The sequence below is a fragment of the Mycobacterium barrassiae genome (assembly GCF_025822765.1).
In the GTDB taxonomy this organism is placed as follows: Bacteria; Actinomycetota; Actinomycetes; order Mycobacteriales; family Mycobacteriaceae; genus Mycobacterium; species Mycobacterium barrassiae.
This window is the reverse complement of sequence record NZ_JACKUK010000029.1, coordinates 105,186-124,880: the sequence shown is the minus strand read 5'-3', so window position 1 is coordinate 124,880 and position 19,695 is coordinate 105,186. Positions and strand designations below refer to the sequence as shown.

The 19,695-nt window shown below is 67.9% G+C and carries 18 protein-coding genes; 7 read left to right on the top strand and 11 right to left on the bottom strand.

All coding sequences use genetic code 11. The features are described 5' to 3' along the window. Positions 1–9: 9 nt before the first annotated feature. Together H7J93_RS20245 and H7J93_RS20240 are read right to left on the bottom strand one after the other, a co-directional pair. Positions 10–501: an Rv2253/PknI dimerization domain-containing protein gene (locus H7J93_RS20245; RefSeq protein WP_267308096.1), complete on the bottom strand. Its 492-nt coding sequence runs from the start codon at positions 499–501 to the stop codon at positions 10–12. 61 nt (positions 502–562) lie between these two features. Beyond that, entirely contained in the window at positions 563–2,731 is a 2,169-nt protein-coding gene (locus H7J93_RS20240) for an acyl-CoA dehydrogenase family protein (RefSeq protein WP_267308095.1), read from the bottom strand. 176 nt (positions 2,732–2,907) lie between these two features. Here H7J93_RS20240 and H7J93_RS20235 point away from each other — a divergent pair, with 176 nt between their 5' ends. Both H7J93_RS20235 and H7J93_RS20230 read left to right on the top strand, forming a co-directional pair. Beyond that, complete coding sequence (locus H7J93_RS20235) at positions 2,908–4,131, top strand: alpha/beta hydrolase (RefSeq protein WP_267308094.1); 1,224 nt, start codon at positions 2,908–2,910, stop codon at positions 4,129–4,131. Positions 4,132–4,156: 25 nt separating this feature from the next. Then, positions 4,157–5,575 carry a WS/DGAT/MGAT family O-acyltransferase gene (locus H7J93_RS20230; protein ID WP_267308093.1) on the top strand — a complete coding sequence of 473 codons (1,419 nt, stop codon included), beginning with the start codon at positions 4,157–4,159 and terminating at the stop codon, positions 5,573–5,575. 53 nt (positions 5,576–5,628) lie between these two features. Here H7J93_RS20230 and H7J93_RS20225 read toward each other — a convergent pair whose 3' ends face one another. Both H7J93_RS20225 and H7J93_RS20220 read right to left on the bottom strand, forming a co-directional pair. Next, the gene (locus H7J93_RS20225) at positions 5,629–6,897 is read right to left on the bottom strand and encodes an alpha/beta hydrolase (RefSeq protein WP_267308092.1); all 1,269 of its coding nucleotides are present in this window, start codon (positions 6,895–6,897) and stop codon (positions 5,629–5,631) included. 47 nt (positions 6,898–6,944) lie between these two features. Next, positions 6,945–7,688, bottom strand: coding sequence for a lysophospholipid acyltransferase family protein (locus H7J93_RS20220; RefSeq protein WP_276022223.1), 744 nt, complete (start codon positions 7,686–7,688; stop codon positions 6,945–6,947). Positions 7,689–7,865: 177 nt separating this feature from the next. Between H7J93_RS20220 and H7J93_RS20215 the strand changes: the two genes are divergently transcribed. From H7J93_RS20215 to H7J93_RS20205, 3 genes are read left to right on the top strand one after another with little or no spacing between them, the layout of a single operon-like run. Continuing rightward, complete coding sequence (locus tag H7J93_RS20215) at positions 7,866–9,068, top strand: serine/threonine-protein kinase (RefSeq protein WP_267308090.1); 1,203 nt, start codon at positions 7,866–7,868, stop codon at positions 9,066–9,068. Positions 9,069–9,103: 35 nt separating this feature from the next. After that, complete coding sequence (locus tag H7J93_RS20210) at positions 9,104–9,886, top strand: crotonase/enoyl-CoA hydratase family protein (RefSeq protein ID WP_267308338.1); 783 nt, start codon at positions 9,104–9,106, stop codon at positions 9,884–9,886. 50 nt (positions 9,887–9,936) lie between these two features. Continuing rightward, the gene (locus H7J93_RS20205) at positions 9,937–10,764 is read left to right on the top strand and encodes an arylamine N-acetyltransferase family protein (RefSeq protein ID WP_267308089.1); all 828 of its coding nucleotides are present in this window, start codon (positions 9,937–9,939) and stop codon (positions 10,762–10,764) included. Here H7J93_RS20205 and H7J93_RS20200 read toward each other — a convergent pair. Continuing rightward, positions 10,742–11,755: an acyl-CoA dehydrogenase family protein gene (locus H7J93_RS20200; protein ID WP_267308088.1), complete on the bottom strand. Its 1,014-nt coding sequence runs from the start codon at positions 11,753–11,755 to the stop codon at positions 10,742–10,744. The genes H7J93_RS20205 and H7J93_RS20200 overlap by 23 nt on opposite strands. Further along, entirely contained in the window at positions 11,752–12,906 is a 1,155-nt protein-coding gene (locus tag H7J93_RS20195) for an acyl-CoA dehydrogenase family protein (protein WP_267308087.1), read from the bottom strand. The genes H7J93_RS20200 and H7J93_RS20195 overlap by 4 nt, the downstream gene beginning before the upstream one ends. Positions 12,907–13,064: 158 nt before the next feature. Here H7J93_RS20195 and H7J93_RS20190 point away from each other — a divergent pair, with 158 nt between their 5' ends. Further along, complete coding sequence (locus H7J93_RS20190) at positions 13,065–13,616, top strand: dihydrofolate reductase family protein (RefSeq protein WP_267308086.1); 552 nt, start codon at positions 13,065–13,067, stop codon at positions 13,614–13,616. On the opposite strand, the gene H7J93_RS20185 is transcribed toward H7J93_RS20190, so the two are convergent. The 4 genes from H7J93_RS20185 to H7J93_RS20170 form a co-directional block, all read right to left on the bottom strand. Next, positions 13,583–14,164: a TetR/AcrR family transcriptional regulator gene (locus tag H7J93_RS20185; RefSeq protein ID WP_267308085.1), complete on the bottom strand. Its 582-nt coding sequence runs from the start codon at positions 14,162–14,164 to the stop codon at positions 13,583–13,585. The two genes, H7J93_RS20190 and H7J93_RS20185, sit on opposite strands and share 34 nt — an antisense overlap. Positions 14,165–14,236: 72 nt before the next feature. Further along, positions 14,237–14,371, bottom strand: a complete 135-nt coding sequence (locus H7J93_RS20180) for a hypothetical protein (protein ID WP_267308084.1) — start codon at positions 14,369–14,371, stop codon at positions 14,237–14,239. Between the two features lie 184 nt (positions 14,372–14,555). Beyond that, positions 14,556–16,031 (bottom strand): aldehyde dehydrogenase, encoded by a 1,476-nt coding sequence (locus H7J93_RS20175; protein ID WP_267308083.1) that lies wholly within the window; start codon positions 16,029–16,031, stop codon positions 14,556–14,558. 14 nt (positions 16,032–16,045) lie between these two features. Then, positions 16,046–16,840 (bottom strand): class I SAM-dependent methyltransferase, encoded by a 795-nt coding sequence (locus H7J93_RS20170; RefSeq protein WP_267308337.1) that lies wholly within the window; start codon positions 16,838–16,840, stop codon positions 16,046–16,048. A gap of 67 nt (positions 16,841–16,907) precedes the next feature. On the opposite strand from H7J93_RS20170, the gene H7J93_RS20165 reads away from it, so the two are divergent. Further along, on the top strand, positions 16,908–18,068 hold the full coding sequence (locus H7J93_RS20165; protein WP_267308082.1) for a glycosyltransferase family 4 protein: 1,161 nt from the start codon (positions 16,908–16,910) through the stop codon (positions 18,066–18,068). Here the strand turns inward: H7J93_RS20165 and H7J93_RS20160 are convergent. Continuing rightward, positions 18,052–19,683: an MmpA family trehalose lipid delivery protein gene (locus H7J93_RS20160; protein WP_267308081.1), complete on the bottom strand. Its 1,632-nt coding sequence runs from the start codon at positions 19,681–19,683 to the stop codon at positions 18,052–18,054. The genes H7J93_RS20165 and H7J93_RS20160 overlap by 17 nt on opposite strands. Between the last annotated feature and the right edge of the window lie 12 nt (positions 19,684–19,695).

Here is a 19,695-nt window from a genome sequence, read left to right as displayed (position 1 = left end):
CGTCCGATGTCACGCCGGGACGACGGACAATGGTGCGACGACCGTGCCGGGGACGCGAGGACTGCCGCAACCCGGCGTGCCGACGACCGTGCTGCGTTTACCCGCCAATGTCCCGTTGACTTTCGGCACCAGTGTGATCGTCATGGTTGCCGGGGCGGGATCGCCACCGCACGTCCACTGCAGCGGTTGGACGGACTCCCACCTGCTCCCGGTCCAGCGGAAGTCGAAGGGGACCCCGTGGGCCGAAAGGCTGGAATGTGCGACGCAGCCGCCGGCCGCGCATGTCGTGGTGAAGGACACCTCGCTGGCAAACGGAATGGCGGGCGAGGGGGCGCCGTTGAAAGTCTGCCGGTCCAGGGCCGTGGTCATGATGTACGGCCCGTTGAGTGGCACCATCGGCACCGCGGTCGCGTCTGCAGGGTCAGGGCTGGCTGATGCCGTTGCGGGCGCTGCCACGAGCGCCGCCGCGAAGCCCGCCACCAGGGCCCATTTCTCGACCATGTCCCATAGTGTGCGCGCGAGGCATGGGTGGAGGAATCGGGTGTTTCCCTATGCTTCGGCTCTACTTCAGCAAAGGATCGCGCGGCAGGCCGAGGATCCGCTCGGCGATCGTGTTGCGGGTGATCTCCGAGGTGCCTCCGGCGATGGTCATGGCCCGGTTGCCGAGGTAGGCCAGCGTCAGCATCGGGGTCTGCCCGACGACGGCCGCCGAACCGGCCAGTTCCAGCCCCAGCTCGGTCATCCGCTGGCCGGCTTCGGCCAGCAGCAGCTTGGTGACGTTGCCCTCGGGGCCGGGTTCGGATCCGGCGATCGCCCGCGTCACCCGCCGCAGGTTCAGCAGCCGCAGCGTATGCGACTCGGCGATGACCTCACCCGCGCGACGCACGTAGTACGCCGCGGTCTCGGCGGGGGCGTTGTCGAGCAGCTTGATCAGATCGTCGGCGGTGAACGCGCTGGCGCCGCCCGATCCGCCACCGATGGAGACGCGCTCGTTGCCGAGTGTCGCCCGCGCCACCAGCCAGCCCTTGTTGACGTCGCCGACCACATCCTCGTCGGGAACGAAGACGTCGTCGAAGAAGACCTCGTTGAAGTGCGCGTGGCCGGTCAGCCCTTTGAGCGGATTCACCGTCACGCCAGGGGCTTTCATGTCGATGGCCATCATCGTCACACCGGCGTGCTTGGGGGCGTCGGGATCGGTGCGCACGGTCGCCAGCCCCCACTGGCACTCGTGCGCAAGGCTGGTCCACACCTTCTGCCCGGTGACGCGCCAGCCGCCGTCGACCTTCTTCGCCGACGTCCGCACCGCGGCGGCGTCCGAACCGGCGTTGGGCTCGGAGAACAACTGGCACCACATCACCTGGCCGCGCAGCACCGGTTCCACCCAGCGCTCACGCTGGTCGTCGGTACCGGCCTGGGAGATCGTCAGCGTAACCCAGCCGGTGATGCCCAAGTCCGGTCGATCGACGCCGCTGAACTCTTCCTCGATGACCAACTGTTCGAGTACGTCGGCGGCGCGGCCCCATGGCTTCGGCCAGTGCGGCACCAGATAGCCGGAGTCGACGAGGAAGTCGCGCTGCTTGTCGGCGGGTAGCCCGCGCAGCGTCGCGACGGCCTCACGCGCCTGTTCGCGGTACTTCTCCGCTTCCTCGGGCAGGGTGAACGAGGCGCCGTGCGCCTGACCGCTGCGCTGGCCTTCGACGATCTCGGGCAGCGGATCGCCGGCCTCGGCCATCAGCGCGGCGAGGGTGCGGGCGCGGCGCAGGTACAGGTGCGCGTCGTGCTCCCACGTGAAGCCGATCCCGCCGTGCAGCTGAATATTGTTCTGCGCGTTGAAGATCTGGGTCCGGATGGCGTGTGATGCGGCCACGGCGGCGGCGAACCACGCGGTGTCCAGGTCGTCGGCGCGCGCCGCGTCCCAGGTGGCCGCGGTCGTCTCCTCCGCGTTGACGAGCATGTTCGCGGCATGATGCTTGACCGCCTGGAAGGTGCCGATGGTGCGGCCGAACTGTTCGCGCACCTTGGCGTAGTCGACGGCCATCTCCAGCGTCGCCCAGCTGACGCCGACGGCTTCGGCCGACGCCAGGATCCGGAACACGGTGCGCGCCCTGCGGGCCGCACCGCGCAGGACCCGGTCCTCGGCGACCCTCACGTCGCGCAACGACACAGACCCGATGCTTCTGGTCGGGTCCAGCGACTCCAGCGCCGTCACAGTGACGCCGTCGGCGCCGCTGTCGACCACCACCACGTCGTCGCCGGCGATGACGACCAGGACGTCCGCGTCCGGCGCCCCCAGCACGGCGGGGCTCTCGCCGGTCACCACCAGGTCGGAGCCGACCGTCACGCTGCCCGAAAGCGCAAGCGCGCCGACGGTTGTGCCGTCGGCCAGCCCCGGAAGCAGTTGGGCGCGAAGGGAATCCGATGCGCAGCGATCGATGACCACGGCCGCGGCGACGCTCGGCAGGAACGGGCCGGGACACAACTCGTGGCCCTGAGCCTCCACCACGATCGCCAATTCAGACAGCCCGAAGCCCGACCCGCCGTGCTCCTCGGCGATGGCCAGGCCGGTCCACCCCTGATCCGCTGCGGCCGACCAGAGCTCGGCTGGATTCGAGGATCCGCCGTCGAGGCTCGCGCGGGCGGCGGCGCGGCTCTTCAGCCGGTTGAGCTGGCCGAACGCCGCATCGGCAAGGTCTGTGTGCTCTTCGGTGATGGCTAGTGCTGACTTACTCACGGTGGAAGTCCTCATTCACAGATCGGTTTACATTCGACGCCAATAACGTCACGCTATCCCGTCGGCGCAGCTCAGGGTATACGTGATCCGGCTCACAAAACTTCGTGTGGATGTGATCAGTAGACATCTAGCGAATGTTGTCGTTTGGAATCTGTACAGCGGGGTACAGTCGCGCAATGTCGCCACGACCGGAAACCCGGTATCCAGGCCCGACGATGTGGACACGCGCTCGGTGGTTGCTGAACGCCGGACCCGCGGACTACATGCTGGCGATGAGCGTCGCGTCGGCGTCCCTTCCTGTCATCGGCAAACACCTTGAGCCCCTTGGCGCGGCCACCGCGATGAGCGTCTGGGGATACCGGCACCTCCCCGACTTTGTGGGCGCGACCGCGAAGTCGTGGCTTAGCCCGGGCAACGCCGAGCTAAGGCGTTCCGAACGCGACAGCACCAACGCCGTCTCGCAGGCCGCGCTGCGGGGAATCGTCAACGCCAAGGATCTCGACATCGAGTGGCCGGCACCGGAAAGCGCACCGCCGCTGTGGAAGTTGCGCGAGCACCGGCGCAGCGTCCACCGCACCTCCGTGCAGTACGGCCCCCGCCCGTCCCAGTTGCTCGACGTCTGGCGCCGTGAAGATCTGCCCACCGAACCCGCACCCGTGCTGATCTTCGTGCCCGGCGGCGCCTGGGTACACGGCAGCCGCCTGCTGCAGGGCTACGCGCTGATGTCGCACCTGGCCGAACTCGGCTGGGTGTGCCTGTCGATCGACTACCGCGTGGCGCCGCACCACACGTGGCCGTCGCACATCACCGACGTCAAGACGGCGATCGCCTGGGCGCGAGCGAACGTCGACAAGTTCGGTGGCGACCGCAACTTCGTGACGATCGCCGGCACCTCGGCGGGCGGCCACCTTGCGGCACTCGCCGGCCTGACCGCCAACGACCCCGAGATGCAGTGCGAACTGCCGGAGGGCTCGGACACCTCGGTGGACGCGGTCGTGGGCATCTACGGCAGGTACGACTGGGAGGATCGTTCGACCGCCGAGCGCGCCCGATTCGTCGACTTCCTCGAGCGGGTGGTGGTCAAGCGCAAGATCGCCAAGCACCCCGACATCTACCGCAAGGCGTCGCCGATCGCGCGCGTCCATGCCGACGCGCCGCCGTTCCTCGTCGTCCACGGCACCGGCGACAGCGTCATCCCCGTCGCCCAGGCCCGCAGCTTCGTCGAGCGGTTGCGAGCGGTGTCGCACTCGGTGGTGGGTTATGTGGAACTGCCCGGCGCGGGACACGCATTCGACATGATCGACGGCGCCCGCACGGGATCGGCGTCGACCGCAATCGGGTTGTTCCTCAACCAAATTCACCGAAGCCGCACGCTGATCGGGGCGAAGAAGGTTATATAGACTCCTCCGGGCAGGGGGTAGCTCTATGAAGAGGCTCAGCGGGTGGGACGCTGTCCTGCTGTACAGCGAGACGCCGACCGTGCACATGCACACCCTCAAGCTTGCGGTGATCGATCTCTCCGAGCTGAAGGGCCGCCCCTTCGGTATCGACGACTTCCGGAAGGTCATCCACAGCCGGCTCTACAAGCTCGAGCCGTTCTGCTATCAGCTCATCGACATCCCGTTCAAGTTCCACCACCCGATGTGGCAAGAGAACTGCGAGGTCGACCTCGAGTACCACGTCCGCCCATACCGCGTGGACAGCCCAGGCGGCCGCCGCGAACTCGACGAAGCCGTCGGCCGCATCGCCAGCACCCCACTGGACCGGAGCCGGCCGTTATGGGAGATGTACTTCATCGAGGGATTGGCCAACGGCCGGATCGCGGTGCTTGGCAAGATTCACCACGCCCTCGCCGACGGTGTCGCGTCGGCCAACCTGCTGGCCCGCGGCATGGACCTACAGCAGGCGCCGCAGACCGATCGTGACTCCTATGCCTGCGAACCGCCGCCGACCAAGGGCGAACTGCTGCGCACGGCGTTCGCCGACCACATGCGGCAGATCGGGCGGCTGCCCGGCGTCATGGCCTACACCGCGAAGGGACTGCGACGGGTGCGGCAGAGCTCGCGCAAGCTGTCGCCCGAGCTGACCCGTCCGTTCACCCCGCCGCCGTCGTTCATGAATCACCGCGTCGACGCGCAACGCAAGTTCGCGACCACCACCCTCGCCCTGGCCGATGTGAAAGAAACCGCCAAGCATCTGAACGTGACGATCAACGACATGGTGCTCGCGATCTCGGCGGGCGCGCTGCGGCAGCTGTCGCTCAAGTACGACGGCAAGGCGGACCACCCGCTATTGGCTTCTGTGCCAGTGAGTTTCGACTTCTCCGAGGATCGCATCTCCGGCAACCGCTTCAGCGGCGTGATGATGGTGGTGCCGATCGAACTCGAGGATCCGCTCGAGCGGGTACAGGCGGTCCACGACGCCGCGGTGAACGCCAAGGAAACCCATCAACTGATGGGCCCGGAGCTCGTCAGCAGGTGGTCGGCCTATTTGCCGCCCCGACCCGCCGAGCGCCTGTTCCACTGGCTGGCCGACAAGGACGGCCAGAACAAGGTGCTCAACATCCCCATCTCGAATGTGCCCGGACCGCGGCAGCCCGGCCGCGTCGGCGGCGCGCTGGTCACCGAGATCTACTCGGTCGGTCCGCTCACCACGGGCAGCGGGCTGAACATCACGGTGTGGAGCTACGTCGACCAGCTCAACGTCTCCGTGCTGTCCGACGGGGCCACGCTGCAGGATCCGCATGAGCTCACCGACGCGATGGTCGACGCATTCGTCGAAATCCGTCGTGCTGCAGGGCTTTCCGAAAAACTGACGGTCATCGAATCAGCGATGGCGCCCTAGCGCGTTCTTCCCGCGAGCAGACGCAAAGTGCTCAGGTGTCTCGGCGTGTTGCGTCAGTTTGCGACTGCTCGTCGTTCCTTGGCCGCCGTGTGCTTGGCGTGCACCCAGGACAGGAACTCCTGGACCGCCTGCGCCGTGTAGTGCGCGCGCGGTGAGCCGTAGTAGAAGTCGAACGCGTGCTGTGCGTGCGGGATCTCCGCATAGGCGACGGTGGACGTCGACACCTCGCGAAGCGCCTCGGCGAACTCACGGCCTTCACCGACCGGGATGATGGAGTCGTCCTGACCGTGCAGGATGAAAAACGGTGGCGCATCAGGGCGTAACCGTTTGATCGAGGAGGCGTCGAGGTAGGTCTGACGGTTCGCCGTGAACGGCTTCTTGACCACGAACTTCTGCAGGAAGGCGATGAACTCCTTGCGGCCGGAGCCCGTCACGGTGAACCAGTCGTAGCGGCCGTAGATCGGCACCGCCGCAGCGACCGAGGTGTCGGCGTCCTCGAAGCCGGGCTGCCACACCGGGTCGTTGGGCGTCAGCGCGGCCAGCGATGACAGATGGCCACCCGCCGAACCGCCGGTGATGGCCACGAAGTCGGGGTCACCGCCGTAGTCGGCGATGTTCTCCTTGATCCAGGCCAGCGCGCGCTTGACGTCGACGATGTGGTCGGGCCACGTGTTCTTCGGGCTCACGCGATAGTCGATCGACAAACACACCCAGCCGCGCTCGGCCATATGGCTGAGCATCGCGTAGGACTGTGGGCGCCGCATGCCGATGGCCCACGCGCCGCCGGGCACCTGCAACAGCACGGGCGCTTTCCCGTCGCGCGGCAGGTCGGCGCGACGCCAGATGTCGGCCCGGTTCGCCCGACCGTGCGGGCCGTACTGCACGGTGCCCGCCTTTTCGACGTATCGCCGACGGACCAGGTCGGTGGGCCACACGCCGATCTGCGGGCGCCGCCGCCGCGCCGGTGACTGGTTGGCGACCTGTTCGTAGTCCGCGCCGAGCGCTTCCTGCAGCGGTGTCTCGAAATACGGTTGCGACGACACGTTTCGGCGATGGATCAACCACAGCAGCGCCCACGCAATCATGGTCAGCACCAAGGCGATTCGACCCCGAACCCCGCGGAAGTCGCCACGCAGTCCGCGCCGCAGCGCGTCGAGCATCGAGGCGCCCATGTACACCGGCGACATCTCGGACGTCGGCCAGCCGAATGCGAACACCGGAATCGTGATGTAACCCTCGCGGCCGATGGGCCGCACACCGTTGGCGGCGTTGACGAGTTCTGCGACCGCGCGCAGCAACGGGAAGCGACGACGCTTACTCATGAAGACCTTGATAACCGAAGCGCGTGCCATTCAAAACCTAACCCGGATCAGCCCAGCACCGGCAGGCGGCGTTCTTCGGCCAGCTCATCCAGTGCCCGCTGCATCACCCGTCGCACGTGCGAGTCGATCTCGTCGATATCGGGGTCCTCGCCGAACTCGGCCGCGAGGTCGATCGGCGGCAGCACCTTCATGACGATCTTGGACGGTAGCGGGATGTTGGGCGGGACCACCAGCGACAGCCCGAACGGGAAGCCGAACGAGACCGGCATGATCTTGGTGCGGGCCAGGCGGGCGATCGGCCCGAGGCGCTCGGCCAGCCAGGTCCCGCGGCTGAGGAAGATCTGCGTCTCCTGGCCGCCGATCCCGACCGCAGGAACGATCGGCACCCCGGCGTTCAGCGCGGCCTTCACGTAGCCGGTGCGCCCGCCGAAGTCGATGACGTTCTCGGCGAACGTCGGGCGGTACACGTCGTAGTCACCGCCGGGGAACACCACGACAAGACCGCCGGAGCGCAGGGCCTCGTCGGCGTTGGCGTGATTGGCGCTGATGTAGCCGATCTTCTTGAAGAAGTCGCCCGTCGGGCCGACCGACAGCATGTCGTGGCTCAGCGTGTACAGCGGGCGGTCGTAGCCGTGGTGTTCGTAGAAGTCGGCCGCCAGGATCGGGACGTCCATCGGCAACATGCCGCCCGAGTGGTTGCAGACCAGCAAGGCCCCGCCTGGTGGCAGGTTCTCCAGCCCCCGCACCTCCGAGCGGAAGTACCGCTTCAGAAAGGGCCGCATCACTCCCATGACGCGTCGGGTCAGGCCCGGATCCCACTTGGTGAGCTCCGACGATTCGGTATCGGTCACGGACTGTCCCCTAGCGTAAAAGTGAAACGTGTTCTAGTTTACCTTCCGGCCCAGAGTGCGCCCCAGGCCTGGCCGTGCGAAGTTTGACCGAGGGTCTGCCGGGCTACGTTATCGGCCATGAGCGGCCGCGAACCACTTGCGGGCCGATACGAGTTGCGGGGGCTGCTGGGTACCGGCGGGATGGCCGAGGTCCACGACGGCTGGGACACGCGGCTCAACAGGGCTGTGGCGATCAAGCTGCTCTATCCGTCCATCAGTACCGACGCGGACACCCGGCGCCGGTTTGAGGACGAGGCCAGGGCCGCGGCCTCGCTCAGCCACCCCAACATCGTGGCGGTGCACGACTGCGGTGAGCACCACGGTGCGCCGTTCATCGTGATGGAGCGGCTGCCGGGCCGCACGCTCGGCGACGAGATCGCGATGGGGCCGATGGCGCAGCACCGGGTGCGGGCGATGCTCGCCGACGTCCTGGGAGCGCTCGCCACCGCTCATGCGGCGGGAGTGGTGCACCGCGACATCAAACCCGGCAATGTTCTGTTGGCCCAGAACGGCGTCGCGATGAAGGTGGCCGACTTCGGTATCGCCAAGACCGCCGGATCCGCCCACACCGCGACCGGCCAGATCGTCGGAACCATGGCGTACATGAGCCCCGAACGCGTGGCCGGTGCTCCCGCATCGGTTGCCGACGACCTCTACGCCGTGGGAGTGATGGCCCACGAAGCGCTGAGCGGGCGGCGCCCGTTCCCGCAGGAGAATCCCGCGTCGCTGGTCCGCGCCATCTTGGATGATCCGCCGCCGCCGATCGAAGCGGTGCGCCCCGACGTGGACCCTGGCCTGGCGGCGGTGGTCAACCGCGCGATGGCCCGCAACGGGACACGCTTCCGCAGTGCGCTCGAGATGCAGGCCGCCCTCGCGGGCGCTCCGGCACCGCCGCGGCCGTCGACCAAGGTGCTCGCACAGCCGCTGCCTCCGGTGGGCGGCTATCCGGCTCCGTCGGCCAACTACTTCGTCGCGGGACCACAGCGAAAGCCGATGACCCGGCGACGGAAATTGCTTCTCGCGGCGGCAGCATTCGTCGGGTTGCTCGTCGTCGCGTTCGCATTGGCGCTGGATCCGTCGTCGTCCACGCAGACACCGCAGCCGGTCAGCAGCAGCACCGCCGTGCCCCCACCACCTCCGATCAGTTCGCCGCCACCATCACCTACGCCCACGCCGGTGGTCGAAGCGCCGCCGCCACCGCCCAAGAAGAAACCGGGCAACGGCAACAACGGCAACGGCAACGGCAACGGGCGTGGCCCCGGCAACGGCAAGAAGCGCTGACGGCACCGGACCGGCCGAAATCGGCGGCCGTTACGATCAGCCCCGTGACTGACAACAGCGAACAGGCAGTACTGGTCGAACAGCGCGACCGGATCCTGATCATCACCATCAACCGGCCGCAGGCCAAGAACGCCGTCAACGCGGAGGTGAGCCAAGGGCTCGCCGAGGCCATGGACCGTCTCGACGGCGACGCCGGACTGTCGGTGGGCATCGTCACCGGTGCCGGCGGCTCGTTCAGCGCAGGTATGGATCTCAAGGCGTTCGCGCGCGGCGAGAACGTGGCCATCGGCGGACGCGGCCTCGGCTTCACCGAGAAGCCGCCGGCCAAACCCTTGATTGCGGCCGTGGAGGGCTACTGCCTCGCGGGAGGCTGTGAGCTGGCGCTGGCCACCGATCTGATCGTGGCGTCGAAGGAGTCCGCGTTCGGCATCCCCGAGGTCAAACGCGGTTTGGTGGCCGGCGGCGGCGGCCTGCTGCGGCTGCCGCTGCGCATCCCGTATGGCCTCGCGATGGAACTGGCCCTGACCGGTGAGAGCTTGTCCGCTCAGCGCGCCCACGAGCTCGGAATGGTCAACGTCCTCGCCGAGCCCGGCCAGGCGCTGGAAGCGGCGATCGCCTTCGCGGAGAAGATCACCGCCAATGGTCCGCTCGCGGTGGCGGCGACCAAGCGGATCATCGTCGAGTCGGGTGACTGGAACTCCCAGGAGATGTGGAAGAAGCAGGTCGAGATCTTCGGCCCCGTCTTCATGTCGAACGACGCCAAGGAAGGCGCGATCGCGTTCGCCGAGAAGCGTCCGCCGAAGTGGACGGGCACCTGAGCCTCGCCCCTGGTTGACCTCAACCTCGGCTGAGGTCGCAAGATGTCCACATGACAGACGTGGCGGCGTACTTCGCGCGCATCGGCTATACCGGCCCGACGACGGCCACTCTCGAGACGTTGCATGCAATCGTCGCGGCGCACAACGGTGCGATCCCGTTCGAGAACCTCGATCCGCTGATGGGCATCCCCGTCGCAGACCTGGGTTCCGCCGCGCTCGCTGACAAACTCGTGCACCGGCGGCGTGGCGGCTACTGCTACGAGCAGAACGGCCTACTGGGATACGCGTTGGCGGAGTTGGGTTTCGGCGTCGAGCGTCTCGGCGGCCGCGTGGTGTGGATGCACACCTCTGATGAACTGCCTGCGCAGACGCACGAGGCGTTGTCGGTGACGGTGCCCGGTGCCGACGGTCCGCCGTGGCTGGTCGACGTCGGGTTCGGGGGACAAACGCTGACGTCGCCCATCCGGCTGGAAGTGGACACGGTGCAACCCACGCGGCACGAGCCCTACCGGGTGGTCGAACACGGCGACACCTACGTCCTTCAGGCGCAGATTCGCGATCAGTGGCAGTCGCTGTACATCTTCACCGCGCGACCGGTGCCGCCCATCGACCGTGAGGTCGGAAGCTGGTACGTCTCAACGCATCCGAAGTCGGGCTTCGTCACCGGTTTGTCCGTTTCGCTGATCACCGACGACGCCCGGTGGAACCTGCGCGGCCGCAACCTGGCGATCCACAGCGCCGGGGACACCGAGCGAATCCGGTTCGCGACGGCCGCCGACGTGCTCGACGCCTTGACCGAGCGGTTCGGTATCGACCTGGCCGACTTCGGCGACGGTGCCGATCTCGAGGCGCGCGTCAGCGAGGTTCTGGACAGCTGATGACGACCTGCCACGGATCGTCGGCGGCGAGCGCGATCCGGCCCAGCCGTCGCGCGTACTCAACGGTGGTGCCGAAGTCGTCGATCCAACCACGCGCCCGCATGGTGAACAGCCACAGTCGGTGCTCGACGGTCACCCCGATCGCCCCGTGTAACTGGTGCGCGATCGTGGTCACCGAGCCCACGGCGCGGCCCGCGGCCACCTTCGCCACCGTCACCGCGTAATCGGTTGCCGCGTTGTCGAACCCGTAGTCGGCAGCGGCGGCGATGGCGAGCTCGGTCGCGGCCCGGGCACGTTCGATCTCGCCGGCCATCGTGGCGAGCGAGTGTTGCACCGCCTGGAATTTCGCCAGGGGCCGGCCGAACTGAACGCGCTCGCTGGTGTGCGTCGCGGTGAGGTCACGGGCGGCGTCCAAAGCGCCGATGACCTGAACGCACCGCGCCCACGCGCCGCGCCGGGTCAGTTCTTCAGCCACCTGCAGGTCCAGCACAGCGGTGTCCGTGAGCTGGAACTCGAATGTGCCGCGAGGCTCGCCCGCGAGGTTCTGCGAGAGCGCGGTCGGCTCGCCGGTCAGCAACCCGACATGAAGGGCCTCAGCGGTTTTCGCGGCCAGCACGATGGCCGCCGAGGCTGGCCACGGCACATCGTATGCGGTTCCGCTGAGGGTGCCGTCGCGCAATTCGGCGTCGGCGAGCGCCACGGTCAGTGGGCCGCTGTCGGGCACCGGCACCCCTGCCTTTTCCGCGAGCCATGCTGCCAGCAGGTCGGTTTCGGCGATGGGCACCGCCGCGGCATGCCGGGCCAACCCGCGCAACACGACGGCCGCCTCGGCAACTCCGGCGTCCTGGGTGGAGATCAACCGGCTCAGCCCGGTCTCCTCGAGATTGCCCCACAGCTGCTCGTCGAACGCGTCGGGAAACGGCGGCCGCCCGAGTCTGGCCTCGAATGAGCGCTGACCCAGATCGGCGACGAGTTCCTCCAGTTCGTTCACCGAACCCCCATCCCCCGCGCCACGACGCCGCGCAACACCTCGTTGGTCCCGCCCCGCAGGGTGAACAGCGGCGAGTGCAGTCGGGCGGTGGCCAACAGCTCGGCCAGCCGCCGGGCTTCAGGCGTGCGACGGTCAAGGCGGTCCAGCAGATCGGCGACCAACTCGACGGAGTCCTGCTCGAACCGCGTCCCGAGATCCTTCACCAGCGCGGCCCGCGTTGCCGCGTCCTCGCCGGCCGCGAGCGCGCGGGCCACCGAGATCGACAGCTGTCGCAGCGAGATCATCCTGGCGACGAGCTCACCGACCGCGGCGGCGGTGCCGTCGTCGACATCGGCCGGAAGGGCGCGGATCGCGTCGAGGATCAAGGTGACCGTCGACAGGATGCGTTCGGGCCCGCTGCGCTCGAAGCCGAGCTCGGAAGTGACCTGCCGCCAGCCGTCCCCGACGTTGCCGAGCACGTCGGAATCGGAGACGAAGACCTCGTCGAACGTCACCTCGTTGAAGTGATGCTCGCCGCCCATCTGCACGATGGGGTCGATGGTGATACCGGGGGAGTCCAGTGGAATGAAGAACTGGCTGAACCCGGCATGGCGGTGTTCAGGGTCGAGCGGGCTGGTGCGGGCCAGGACGACGATCCGCTGCGCGAGGTGTGCACCGCTGGTCCACACCTTGGTGCCGCTGAGCGTCCAGCCGCCGTCGGCCCGCGTGGCGCGCGTCTTGACCGCGGCCAGGTCGGATCCCGCGCCGTGCTCGCTCATCCCGATCGCGGCGTGCAGCCGGCCCGCGGCGATGACCGGCAGGAATTCCCGGCGCTGCTCCTCGCTCCCGTACGACAACAACGACGGAGCGAACTGGCGGTCGGAGAACCAGTGCGCGGCGACCGGCGCACCGTGCGCCAGCAGCTCCTCGGTCACCACGTAGCGGTGCAGATGGCTCAACCCGCGTCCGCCGTATTCGGTGGGAATCGTCAGGCCGACAAAGCCTGCATCGCCCAGCCGGGCGGAGAATTCGGCGTCCCACCTGGCCAGCCACGAGTCGACGGCGGGCTCCCAGCCGAACTCCGCGCGATCGGCGGCGAGAAACTCCCGGATTGCCGACCGAATCTCGGCCAGCTCCGGGTCATTGGCACACAGCGCATCGAAGTCAGTCACTGGCCATGACACTAGTGACCCCCACCGCAGCAGGAATTGTCTTGTCCCTCCCAGAGGTCGCCGACCATACTCGGACAGCGTGAGCCAGGGATCACGCCGGGACCACCCGCCATGGCGATCCGCTCGAATGGATGACGAAAGCCCGCGAAAGGTAAGGCATGACGACCGTCTACTACACCGCGTCCAGCCTGGACGGCTACATCGTCGACGAGGCCGGCAGCCTGGACTGGCTGATCTCGCGCGCGATCGACCCGGACGGCCCGTTCGGCTACGACGAATTCATCAAATCCGTTGGGGCACTGGTGATGGGATCGGCGACCTACGAGTGGATCGTGCGCAACCAGCCCGGTGCGTGGCCCTATGAGCAGCCGTCGTGGGTGATGACCCGCCGTCCCCACATCATCGTCGAAGGACACCCCGTGCAGACCTTCGACGGTGACGTCCGCGAGTTGCATCCCAGGCTGACGACCGACGCGGCAGGCCGGGATGTGTGGGTGGTCGGCGGCGGCGACGTCGCTGCGCAATTCGTCGAGGCGGGCCTCATCGACGAGATGATCGTCAGCTATACGCCGTGCTCATTGGGCGGCGGATCGAGAGTGCTGCCGATCCGCTCGGAATGGGTGTTGGCGGACGCCGGAGTTAACGGCGACTTCGTGTGCTCGCGTTGGCGCAAGGCTCAGCCGGCCCCACCAGTGGTCGGCATACCGTAGCGCTGCACGAATTCCCTTGACTTGATGAGGAATTCGAGCTGCGCGGCGACATCGCGCAGCGGATCGACGCTACGTGTCGAGCGGCACAGCACGACTGCCCCTTCCAGCGAGGCGATGCACATGACGGCCAACGATGCAGCGTCGGCGTCGGCGAAGCCATCGGAGACGAATGCCCGGGTGAGCGCGTCGCGCCAGTGGCTGAAGATGTTGCCCGCGACCGAGGTCAGCTGCGGTTCGTCGTCTGCGGACCCGATGGCGGCGGACACGACCGGGCAGCCTGCGGCGAAATTGCTCTCGACAAGCTGTTCTTCCCAGTAGACGACGAACTTCCTGACCAGATACATCCCGCCGTTGAGGGCGGCGTCGTCGATGACATCGGTGATTTCCTCACCGGCGTATTCCAGTGCCTCGGCGAGAATCTGGTTCCTGCCCTCGGGGAAGTGGTGGTACACCGAACCCCGGGGCGCACCACTGCGCGCCAGCACTTCGTCGATCGTGACGCCAGCTGCGCCGCGCTCGCGCAAGACCTCGGCAGCGCTGACCAACATGGCAGTGCGGGTCGATCCGCGCTTCGTGGGTTTGGTCGTGGCGGTGGACAGAACAACCTCCAACGGTGCGGATCAGGCGGCGCGGGTCTGCTGGAGCTGCGAGTGTCGCCAGCCGAAGACGCGCGGACTCAAGCGGAAGAACGGCCGCCGGGCGTGCACTTCGTGGACGAATCGACGGCCAGCGAAGTTGACCTCAACGACCCACATGTCGCACCCCTCTGGCTATGACGGGAATCATAGAAGAGATAACACTCGGAAACGACAAGTGTATTCCGCATCACAGCAGATACTCGCAAAACCGCAGGTGAATCTGCGCGGCACCGCTTAGGACGTCCCACTGAGCGGTCACCACCCGCACGAGAAATTATGGTCTAGTGCATAGTTTCGGTGGTCAGTCCTCGGGTGTGTAGCCGAACGGCAGGAGGACGCTCTTGGGCTCGACGTACGCCTCGATGCCCTCGGTGCCGTTCTCGCGGCCGATGCCCGAGTTCTTGTAGCCGCCGAACGGCGCGCAGGGATCGAACGCGTACATGTTGACCGCGTAGGTGCCGGTGCGGATCTTGCCCGCGATCTCGACCGCCTTCTTGTTGTCGGTCGTCCACACGCTGCCCGCCAGACCGTAGACGGAGTCGTTGGCGATGCGGATGGCGTCCTCTTCGGTGTCGTAGGGGATCACCGCGAGCACCGGCCCGAAGATCTCCTCCTGCGCGATGGTCATCGAGTTGTCCACGTCGGCGAACACCGTCGGCTCGACGAACCAGCCGCTGTCCAGACCCTCGGGGCGTCCGCCGCCGGTGACGATCCGCGCGCCTTCCTCGACGCCCTTCTTGATGTAACCCTCGACGCGCTCGCGCTGCTTCTCGGAGATCAGCGGGCCGATCGCGGCATTGGGGTCATCGGGCAGGCCGACCGGCATGGCGGAGATGAAGTTGGCGACCTTCTCGACGACCTCGTCGTAGCGCGAGCGCGGCGCCAGGATGCGGGTCTGCGCGACGCACGCCTGACCACTGTTCATCACGCCCGAGAACCCGAGCATCGGAAGGGTGGAATCCAGGTCGGCATCCTCGAGGATGATCGCCGCGGATTTGCCGCCCAATTCGAGGGTGCACGGCTTCAGCTTCTCTGCGGCGATCTTGGCGATCTCCTTACCGACCGCGGAGCTGCCGGTGAAGGTGAACTTGTCCAACTCGGGGTTGGCGGTCAACGCGCGGCCGGTGTCGGGGCCACCCGGCACGATCGACAGCACGCCCTCGGGAAGGCCCGCCTCGGCGAAGATCTCCGCCATCGCGAACACCGAAAGGGGAGTCTCCGCAGCGGGTTTGAGGACCACGGTGCAACCGGCGAGGAAGGCCGGGCCCAGCTTGTTGGCCGCCAGGAAGAACGGGACGTTCCAGGCGGTGACGGCGCCGACGACGCCGATGGGCTCACGCACCACGAGGGTCTGGCCGTAGACGCCGTCGCGGATCTCGCGCCAGTGGAACTTGTCGGCGGCCCCGGCGTAGAACTGGAACGCCGAGATCGCGGCGCCGTATTGCATCATGTCGACGATCGTCTGCGGCTGGCCGGTCTCGGCGGCGAGCAGATACTTCAGCTCGTCCGCGCGGTCCTCCATGCCCTTGATGGCGGCGGCGAGGATCGCCGCGCGCTCCTGCGGCTTCATATGTGGCCACGGGCCCTCGTCGAAGGCCTTGCGCGCGGCGGCGCATGCGGCGTTGACGTCGGCCTCCACGGCCAGCGGCACCTTGCCCACCAGCTCGCCGGTGGCGGGGGAGTGCACCTCGATGACCTCCGACGAGGCGGGCTCAACCCACTTGCCGCCGATGAACAGCTTGTCCCATTCGGTCTTGAAAGCCACGGTCTGCGTCATGACCGTCACACTACCTACGAACCTGCGAAAGTAGAACCTGTTGCAGTCTCCGGCCTCAGCACCAGCACCACGTTGCTGACGGCGAACTCACGGAGCACCGGCACCCGGATCATCCACCAGGCCCATCGTGGGTGGTAGCGAGGGAAAGCGGCGACCAGCGCGCCGGTGGCGGCGGCCCATTGCAACCCGTCGGCAGCCGAGCGCGCGAACAGTGACGATCCGTAGTTGTTCTTCGGCGGATGGCCGTGCTTCCGGGTGTATCGCCTGGCGGCCCGTTGCCCGCCGAGGTAGTGCCACAGCCCTGTCTCATGCCCACCGAACGGACCCAGCCACACCGTGTACGACAGGATCACCAGGCCGCCGGGTTTGGTGACCCGCAGCATCTCGTTGCCCAGCCGCCACGGCTCTGCCACATGCTCAGCGACGTTGGAGGACAGGCAGACGTCGACGCTGTCGTCGGCGAAGGGCAACGCGGTGCCCGATGCTCGCACGTAGGTGGCGGTGCCGTCGTTCACCGCAGGTCCGGCGTGCATCTCGGCGGGATCCGGTTCGACCCCGATGTAGGTGAATCCGGCGCGGGTGAACGCCGCGGCGAAGTAACCCGGTCCGCCGCCGACGTCGAGCAGAGTGCGCCCGGCCGGCGTGCCCCGATGCTCCGCGCGCCACAGGTCGGTGACCAACGCCGCGGTGTCGTCGGCGAGCGCACCGTAGAACCGGGCCGGATCGGGCTGCTCGAAGCGGAACTCCCCGAGCAGCCGCAGTGACCGCGACAGCGTCGCCCGGCGGGCGAAGAGGTCGGTGGCGGGCAGCGATGAGCCGCTCGCGCGAAGTGCATCGGGCACAGCGGAACATTAGCCAGCGGCTAGGGTGAACGGGATGTCCGACCAAGGTGTTCGCTCAGTGCTGCTGTTGTGCTGGCGCGACACCGGCCACCCTCAGGGCGGCGGCAGCGAAACCTATCTGCAGCGCATCGGCGCGCAGCTGGCCGCATCGGGCGTCGAGGTCACCCTGCGCACCGCGCGCTATCCGGACGCACCGCGGCGCGAGATCGTCGACGGGGTGAAGGTGAGCCGCGGCGGCGGCCACTACTCGATCTACATCTGGGCGGGGCTGGCGATGGTGCTCGCCCGCATCGGACTCGGCCCGCTGCGCAAGGTCCGCCCCGACGTGGTGATCGACTCGCAGAACGGCATCCCGTTCCTGGCGCGGCTGGCCTACGGTCGCCGCGTCGCCGTGCTCGTCCACCACTGCCACCGTGAGCAGTGGCCCGTGGCCGGTCCGCTGATGGGCCGATTCGGATGGTTCGTCGAGTCGCGGCTGTCGCCGTGGCTGCACCGTCGCAATCAGTACGTCACGGTGTCGCTGCCATCGGCGCGGGATCTCGCCACCCTCGGAGTGAATCCTGGACGAATCGCCGTGGTGCGCAACGGCCTTGACGAAGCGCCCGCTGCCACCCTGAGCACACCGCGGTCGGCGACTCCAACAGTCGTGGTGCTGTCCCGTCTGGTGCCGCACAAGCAGATCGAGGATGCACTGGAGGCGGTCGCCCGACTCCGCACGCGAATTCCGGACCTGCACCTCGATATCCTCGGCGGTGGTTGGTGGAAGCAACGCCTGGTCGAGCACGCCGAGCTGCTCGGCATCACCGACGCGGTGACCTTCCACGGACACGTCGACGACGACACCAAACACAATGTCCTGCAGCGGTCCTGGGTCCACGTACTGCCGTCGCGCAAAGAAGGTTGGGCGTTGGCCGTGATCGAGGCCGGCCAGCACGGCGTGCCCACCATCGGCTACCGGTCGTCGGGTGGGTTGACCGATTCGATCGTCGACGGGGTGACCGGCCTCCTGGTCGACGATCACGACGGCCTGGTCGACGGGCTCGCGAGCCTGCTCACCGATCCCGTGTTGCGCGACCAACTCGGCGCCAAGGCCGCAGTTCGCAGCGGCGAATTCTCGTGGCGGCAAAGCACCGACGCGATGCGCACCGTGCTGGAGGCCGTGCACCAGGGCACGCCGGTCAGCGGCGTCGTCTAGCCCACCTCGGGCGAGAGATAAGCGCGACCAACCCCGCCGCGAGCAGCGCCAGCCACGCGAAGTGAGCGGCCAGCACGATGCCGCGACCGGGTGCGGGTGGAAGATCGCCGCCCACCGTGTAGAGCGTCAGATCATCGTCGTGATAAGCGACGGGCAACGCCAAAGTGTCAGCGGCAGCGCCGGATTCGACGACGACCCAGCCCACCCCCGCGTCGGCCAACAGTTGGCGATCGGCGCCGCTCAACAACATCTGCTGAACCTCGCGCGCGCGTTCACCCTCACCGGGCACCGTTCGGCCGCCGACCGTCAGATCACCCGTGGACAGCACGTCGGCCCGCACCCAGCGCGGCAACGGGTCGAGCGCCGGCGCATCACCCGCCCATTCGAAGCGCCGCATGCTGTCGACGGGAAGCACAGCGACCGGTCGTGGATCGGCGTTGATCATCGCCGCCACCGCCGCCCACCCCTGCGGGTAGGTCACTGCGGTCACTCTGCCGCCCACACCCCAAGCGAGATCGGGCAACGTGGCGATAAGCGCCGCGCAGCAGATCAAGGCTGTGGCGGCCGCCGGAAGTTTCTGCCGCAGAACGACAACCGCGGCCGCACCCGCCAGCGCATAACCGGGCACCGCCAGCGCCACCCACTTCTGCGCATCGCGTAACACGCCGAGTCCCGGCAGCGCCCGAACCGTCGCCTCCACGGCAGCCAAGCCCGGGCCGGTCGCCATCGCCGCGGGAACAACGACCGCGAGGGCGGCCAGGCACAACAGCGGCACGGCCCCGGGACGGCGGATTGCCACGGGCAGACCCACCACCACAATCGTGAGCAAGACGAGCGCCGATATGACGGCGAAAAGCGTGGTGCGAGAAGCAGGTACAGCGTCGCCGTTCCATATTCCGCCGAGGCTGGCAAGGGTCCCGAGGGTGCCGAGACCCGGCTCGGCCCGCGCCGCGAACGCCGCGACGCCGTCGGCCTGCGACGGGGCCAACGATTGCGCGACAGCCGCAGCCGTCAGCCACGGCAGCGCCGCGGTCAGTGCAGCGCCGAGCGCCACGGCCGCGCACCGCCACCGCTGCCATCCCGCACCCGGCGCGAACACCGCGGCCGCCGCGACGGTGGCCGCCAGCATCAGCCCTGTCGGCGTCAGCCCCGCAAGGGCGATCCAGAACACCAGCGCGCCCACCTCAGCCCAGCCTGGTCGCGACTCGCGCAGCCGCAGCATTGCGGCGGCGACCCACGGCAGGCATCCGTAGCCGACCAGCAGACTCCAATGCCCCTGCAGAAGACGCTCTGCGACATAGGGATTCCAGATGGCGAGCGTCACGGCCACACACTGTCCGGCCACACCTGAGTCCGGCAGCACCGCAGCGACCAGACGTGCCGCACCCCAGCCGGCGAGCCACAACCCCAGGGCCAACAGCAGTTTGACCACCACGCCGCCGTCGAGCACCGTCGACGCGACCGCCACCGCGAAGTCCTGAGGCAGTGCGCGCGGTGCCGCCTCCGAAAGGCCCAACGCCGCATCCGAGAGATAGGAGCGCGGCGTGGACACCGCGTCGCGCAGCAGCAGATAGCCCGGCGCGAACAGCGGCGCCGTCACGACCAGGGACAGCACCAGCGCATAGGC

Coding starts and splice junctions, on each gene's coding strand:
- H7J93_RS20245 (WP_267308096.1), bottom strand. CDS start 501: ATGGTCGAGAAATGGGCCCTGGTGGCGGGCTTCGCGGCGGCGCTCGTG.
- H7J93_RS20235 (WP_267308094.1), top strand. CDS start 2,908: ATGTCGCCACGACCGGAAACCCGGTATCCAGGCCCGACGATGTGGACA.
- H7J93_RS20230 (WP_267308093.1), top strand. CDS start 4,157: ATGAAGAGGCTCAGCGGGTGGGACGCTGTCCTGCTGTACAGCGAGACG.
- H7J93_RS20225 (WP_267308092.1), bottom strand. CDS start 6,897: ATGAGTAAGCGTCGTCGCTTCCCGTTGCTGCGCGCGGTCGCAGAACTC.
- H7J93_RS20220 (WP_276022223.1), bottom strand. CDS start 7,688: ATGGGAGTGATGCGGCCCTTTCTGAAGCGGTACTTCCGCTCGGAGGTG.
- H7J93_RS20215 (WP_267308090.1), top strand. CDS start 7,866: ATGAGCGGCCGCGAACCACTTGCGGGCCGATACGAGTTGCGGGGGCTG.
- H7J93_RS20205 (WP_267308089.1), top strand. CDS start 9,937: ATGACAGACGTGGCGGCGTACTTCGCGCGCATCGGCTATACCGGCCCG.
- H7J93_RS20190 (WP_267308086.1), top strand. CDS start 13,065: ATGACGACCGTCTACTACACCGCGTCCAGCCTGGACGGCTACATCGTC.
- H7J93_RS20185 (WP_267308085.1), bottom strand. CDS start 14,164: ATGTTGGTCAGCGCTGCCGAGGTCTTGCGCGAGCGCGGCGCAGCTGGC.
- H7J93_RS20180 (WP_267308084.1), bottom strand. CDS start 14,371: ATGTGGGTCGTTGAGGTCAACTTCGCTGGCCGTCGATTCGTCCACGAA.
- H7J93_RS20175 (WP_267308083.1), bottom strand. CDS start 16,031: ATGACGCAGACCGTGGCTTTCAAGACCGAATGGGACAAGCTGTTCATC.
- H7J93_RS20165 (WP_267308082.1), top strand. CDS start 16,908: ATGTCCGACCAAGGTGTTCGCTCAGTGCTGCTGTTGTGCTGGCGCGAC.